The sequence below is a fragment of the Rhizobium sp. LCM 4573 genome (assembly GCF_001854865.1).
Lineage (GTDB): Bacteria > Pseudomonadota > Alphaproteobacteria > Rhizobiales > Rhizobiaceae > Neorhizobium.
On record NZ_MDDW01000021.1, the window covers coordinates 1 to 5,903 of the forward strand.

The 5,903-nt window shown below is 57.1% G+C and carries 4 protein-coding genes; all 4 read right to left on the reverse strand.

Annotation, left to right across the window (positions count from 1 at the left end; translation table 11 throughout):
• Nucleotides 1-3,289 (reverse strand): DUF11 domain-containing protein (locus LCM4573_RS18420; protein ID WP_131818993.1); only part of this gene is annotated, 3,289 nt, incomplete at its 3' end.
• 616 nt (nucleotides 3,290-3,905) lie between these two features.
• On the reverse strand, nucleotides 3,906-4,232 hold the full coding sequence (locus LCM4573_RS18425; RefSeq protein ID WP_071007848.1) for a helix-turn-helix domain-containing protein: 327 nt from the start codon (nucleotides 4,230-4,232) through the stop codon (nucleotides 3,906-3,908).
• Nucleotides 4,225-4,590 carry a type II toxin-antitoxin system RelE/ParE family toxin gene (locus LCM4573_RS18430; protein ID WP_071007849.1) on the reverse strand — a complete coding sequence of 122 codons (366 nt, stop codon included), beginning with the start codon at nucleotides 4,588-4,590 and terminating at the stop codon, nucleotides 4,225-4,227. The genes LCM4573_RS18425 and LCM4573_RS18430 overlap by 8 nt, the downstream gene beginning before the upstream one ends.
• A gap of 186 nt (nucleotides 4,591-4,776) precedes the next feature.
• A complete protein-coding gene (locus tag LCM4573_RS18435) occupies nucleotides 4,777-5,505 on the reverse strand; it encodes an AraC family transcriptional regulator (RefSeq protein ID WP_244505362.1) in 729 nt (242 codons plus the stop codon).
• Nucleotides 5,506-5,903 lie beyond the last annotated feature (398 nt).

A 5,903-nucleotide genomic window follows, 5' to 3' on the forward strand; every position in this document is an offset into this window, starting at 1 on the left:
CACCCGACACCCGCGTCATCGTCGCGCCGTTCGGAATGTTCTCGATGAACTCGAAATTATCGAAGGCAGGCCCGCCCTCGTGGGTCACAGTCACCCGGTAGGTCAACACCTCGCCCGGCTCGGCCACGTTGTTGGTGGTGATGCTTTCCCCGACCAGCTCCTTCCTCACCGATACCTTCGGGTCGCCGGGCACGTTCGTAAACAGGCACTGGATCGCCGCCTCGGGCCGAACATTGGCAGCCGGTATCGTAAGCGTCGGAGAGGCAAAACTGCCGATTACCGTCGGATTGCCCGTATTGCCAGCATTCTGATCCGTACAAACCGCCGACGCCGCACTCCAGCCAGCCGGCACAACCTCGCTGAGTGTCATATCTACGCCCGGGCGAGCGTTATAAGCCGGAGAAGAGACTGCGGTACCGGCAGTCGTGGTGGTGAGCGTGCTGCTGGGCACGGCAGTGCCGTTCGCCTGCATCACATTCGTCATGTTGAAATCGAAGCTGCCGGTTCCTTCCTCGCTCAACTTCGAAACTGTCAAGCAGGCAGGGCGGACAAAGAGAAGGTTGGCGATGTGATCACCTGAAACGACATTGCTGGTCGTAATGGTGATGGAGGTGAGGGTGTCGGTGGAGTTGCCTCTCAATGCACCTGCTTGCTTGACCTCTCCCGAGGRATTGAAGCTCATCACGCCTGTCGATCCGTTCCACAAGATTTGGCCCCATGCATCGGATCGCCAACCCGGAACGAGGGAGAAATCAGTCACGCTTGCCGTCCCTCCGGCTACCGAGATGTTGATCCTGGCCGGCGTGGTTCGATACACGTCAGCGCCGACATCCGCGATGGCGAACTCGATCCAGTTCGCTGGGATGGGCTGCGAGAATGTCCAGCGGAAGGTGTAGTTGCCACCGAGCGTGCTCCAAGGGGAAGAGGCGTTCCAGCCGTTCGGCGCACCTGACTTCTGCACCGAGCCGGACACGGGCAGCGGYGTGCCGTTGAATGTGGTGTTGCCAAGGACGCGAACCGGCGAGCAAACGCCGGAGGTGGGCGGCGGTGCCGCAGTATTGGTGTCACTTGCCGTATTGTTGCTCGTGTCCGGGTCACTTGTTCCATCGGGCGGAGTGACGGTCGCCGTGTTCGTCAGGCTTCCMGTCTGCTCGGTCGGGATGCCCATGCTGAGCGTATAGGTGACGGAACTGCCCGCCGGTAGGTCGGCGGTCGTGTCGATTGTCCCCGTGCCGCTCGGCACGCTGCACACCGCTCCACCCGTCGGATTGCCGCAGGTCCAGCTTGCGGTGGTGATGCCGGACGGCAGTGGGTCGCTGATCCGCGCGCCCTGCACGCCGAACGGGCCATCATTGGTGACGACGATGGTGTAACTCGCGTCAAGCCCCGGCGTATACGTGGTCGCGCCATCATTTTTGGTGATCGAAAGATCGGCTCCGAACTCCATCGGGGAGATCGCGCACTTCGCACCGTCATTGCTGCCCGAGCCCGGCAGATCAGAGATCAGTGTGACAGCGCCAGTTGTGACGTCGAACCTGTAGAAACCACCACCGTTGTTGCCACCAAAGATGCCGTTCGAGGCGCCGAACATCGCGCCGAAGACCCGCGTTGCCTGTGGTGCTCCGATCGCCGTGACACTGCCCGAACCAGGATTGATCGAGTAGAATTGACCGCTGACGGYGTTCTGCGTGTAGAGAAGCCCATTGTGCCAGGCCAGGTCATAGCCGCCGGGAGCGACTGTCAAGGGGAGCGGTGTTGCTGTGCGGGTATCAACATCAATGCGATATAGTGTGCTGGTGTTGCTCCCGCTGCTGTAGACATAAAAGGTGCCGTCAGCGCCAATCTCACCGGCATTATAGGTGACCCCGCTCGGCAAGTTTGTTACAGCCCCGAGATCTGCAGTGCTGCCGTCGCTACCGATACGAAGCAACCGGTTCGTCCCAACCACAATTGCGTAGAGATAGTTGTCGCCGGGATTGTAAGCTGTGGCGTTGTAATCCGAAGTGGCTGGTCCCACCGGCTGCACGGTGAATGGATTTGATGATGTGTCGAAGCTGTAAAGCCCTGTAGGGCTATTTTGCGTCAGGTACATGCTTGAGGTGCACGCGCCGAATGAAGGCTGTTCTTGGAGCGCGCGCAGCCCAATGTTGAAATCGGGATGATCTCCCGTTGCCGAGTCTGCGCGGACGACGTTCAGAATGCCGTCGAGGGGCAGCGCTCCTGTCGTGCCATAGGTTAGGTTGGGCGTTTCGCTGATAAACTCGTAATCTGACGGAGCACTGGCTGCGGTGACTATCTGGCCCAACGAAGGTGCGCTTCTCAACAATATGACCTTGAGCCCGATGTCCGATGTTGAGTAAGCCGCATCAGTCAGGAGATAGGTGCCGTCGTCGGCGACCTGGACGAAATCGATGACCGCATTGTTAGCGTCCACCACCGCAACATAGGGCGCCGGGCCGGTTAGAGCGGCATCGCCTCCGTCGAAAACGCCGTTCGCATTGTTATCCGCGTATATCCGGCCTGAGATTCTGGCTTTCGCCATCTCAAGCTGAATATCGTCCACGACGATATCGTTGCCCTGCGGAACCAGTGGCGAGGTATTGAAAAAGTTCAGATATACTGCGTTCGACGCATAGTTGAGAGGAAGTTGAAAGGTAACCGCCCTCTGCTCCCAAGGCAGAATGTTTCTGCTCCCAGCGGCTCGAGGAAGCGGGTTGGAGTTTTGTGAGCCCGTTGCGTAAATCGTCCCGCCGCTGGGCTGGTCCTGCACAGTGATTCCGATGTAGCCATCTGAGTAGACAGGATCTCCGTCATACCTGATCGCATTGGCCGTCCAGTAACTGGCTCGGTATGTTGCGCCCGGAACTTCGACGGGCGCACCTATGCTATAGTAATGGCTTCCGTAATTCGCGTTGAACAAAACCATATATCCGGAGCCGGACGTATGATCGAACGCGTGCTGGTAGGCGTTCCAGGAATCGACGTAGAATGGATTTACGAGCACATCATACACGCCATCGATGTCCGTCGTCCCCGGCGCAAGATTGGCCGCGGGATTGGAGCTGACTGTCTCGGCACCCTGCCCAAAGCTYTGGTTGAGCACGGTGTCCCAAATCGCTTGGGAATGAGCGGGAGCACTCGAGAAGAAAAATGCGCCTAAAATCCCCACCCCCGCCAGCGCATGTTGCCTTACCTTACGCTCTGGGAGCAGTCGTGCCGCCTTCGAAACACACTTCTCAGCGGGTTTGAAAAGACGCGCAAAATCACTCAGCGAAATTGTCTTCCGCATAAAAGGCCCCCTCGAAGTCAGCTCTTCGGTCAAGCCTTTTCACAGCGGATCTTGTCCCCTCACCGCGAATCGAACTTAACCGAAATCAAGCCGAGGAGCGCAGAAATCAAAAAAACTGTCTTTCACGATGCGTAGGCGTTTTGCAGGATCCGTAGATTTCCAGATATATTCCGGAATGCTTTTCGGGAAATGGCTAATTTAGTGCTGTTTTTGCAACGCCATATCCGACCGACAGTGGCGAAAAAGTATGCTCAAAAAGCCCGGACCCGAGGTTGTGAGTTGCGCGGCTGTTACCGCTGCGGGCGGCTGTGGGTAGAGATTTCTTCTGTAGCACCCACTGTCAGGCCGTTCACCACATTTGTTGAACCTCGGAACTAACTGAGGCCCATGGAGCCACCCGTGGGTACACCTTAAGCCACTTTGACCGGTGAGCTCACCACCGGCTTTGAGCGTCTCACTATGCTCGATTTGATCTCCCTATGGACCTAGCGGCCCTCAGGTAAGATGACTGGCGCGCGTCTTCGCAACCACTGAGGCCTACTATCGTCAGAACCCGGCATTCCATCGTTTCGCCTCTGAGATGCGAACTCCATTGGATTGCCTGCGCGTGGCAGGCTCAAAACTTGGAGCTCTGTCGTGATCGCTCTGCGATGCTCGAAAGATCGACCTTTTTACCCGCAACGTCMGCGACGATCTTCAAGGTGCCGCCGAGAGATTCGACATAATCGCGCAAGGTCGACAGCTTCATGTCAGCGCGCTTCTCCAATCTTGAGACATTGGTCTGCTTGAAACCAGTTCGAGCAGATACGTCTTCCTGCGTCCGTCCGACCAGTGCCCGCAGTTCGCGCAGATTATGAGCCGTGACAAGCTCCTCACTGCGCTTCGCGACGGCGCGTTGTTCGTCCTCAGGAAGTGCCTTCATCAGCCTATCGAGATCATCCATGCTTCTTCTCCAACTCGCTCAAATGCTCGTCGTATCTTCTGTCCGCCAAATCGATCAGCCGCCTGTAGAAGAGCTTCTGGCTTACCCCGCTCTTCGCGCCACCACAGAGAACGACGGCTTTTCGCTCTGGATCGAAGGCAAAGGCAAACCGCCATTGCACCTTCAACACTTTAAGGCGTAGTTCCTTCATATTCGAGTATTTGGAACCTTCGAGCGTATCGACCTCAGGTCGCCCCAGCCGAAAACCCTTCTCGCGTAGCAACACGAGGTGGGCGAGTAGTTCCACCCGAACATCGCCAGGAAGGTCTGTGATCTCGCGCTTGAAGCGTTCGTGAAACTCGACCTTCCATTCCGTCATTGCACCTCCTAAATGATATAGATACTTTTTGATATATAGTCTGCGGTTCCACTTAAGGCAATGGCTGCCATTTCCTTCAGATGACAGCAGACCACATTCTGACTATCGACCTCGCAAAGCGGAACTTTCAAGTCCGCAACGGGGCGTGTGGGATGTTCCAGGAGCAATACCCAACGCCCGATATGCTCAACGCTGCTGGCGGGAACCTTCACGGAGCTGGCTGGGCGTCTTGTTCCTGCTGGTGCGCATCAGGTTCGACAGATGACTTTGGCTTGAGAACCCGCTGAGAAACGCCACCTCCGCCACCGGCATCGTCGTTTCGGAGAGCAGTTTTTCGGCAAAATCGAGACGACGTTCCAGGACGTAGCGATAAGGCGGGCAGCCAAAGGTCTTGGAAAAAGCTTGTGTGAAGTGCCCCGGCGAAAGACCGCAAACGGCCGCGAGCTCGGCAGTTGTCAGCTTCCGCAAAAAGTGCTCGTGCAGGTAATCGCGAACTCTGTTGGCCACTGCCGGCGTCAGACAAACCTTGGCCAGCTTTGCAGTTTTGCTTGCGTTCGAGTAATTTCGCAGCACGTGGATGCCCAAGAGGGTGATGAGCGAATCCAGATAAAGTTCGCTGGATAGTTCAGGTCGGTCCAGCTCCGCCTTAATCATCTTGGCAAAGTGCAGGGCGGCCTTGTCCAGCGTCAGGTGGGTCGGCCTCAGCTCGACATCGGAGCGATCGAACTCGTGGCCGGCGAGCTCCGTGATGCTTTCCGCCGAATGGCCGACGATAATGCTCTCCGTGACGGCATCCCAGCTCGTCTTCCATTCCACGTTTGCAGGCCCGACTGCGACCATCCCAGGCGTGACATCCACCTTTCTGGAGCGCTCGTCCTCAAATCCGAGGCTGACGCCTTGTGACGGCGCCAGCATGATCACCGTGCTGTGGCTAGTTCCTACGAAGTCTCTCGAGCCCGGCGGCTGTCGCCAGTGAACCACCCCACCGCGAAACGCCATCTTCCGTGGCCCGACTTCATCGGGTACATGCGCTAGTAGACTAGCGTCGGCAATTTTCCTATTCATTTCAATAAAGTAGTCCCGCCAAACCATTGGCTGCCTATCGCAGCGGTTGAACTTTAGCGATGGGTAACAAACCCGGCCACTACGGTTTCTTAGGAATGAACTCTTACCGTTTACTGGCAGTGTCAGCCTACCCCGCCCGTCACTCGGGGAGTTTGAAGTCGCGTCGCAGCCGCAGTTGGCAGGAGGGGCAGAGTTGCAGCATTCTGATCTGGTATAGCTGCTGCTGTTGGTTGGGATCACCGCATTTC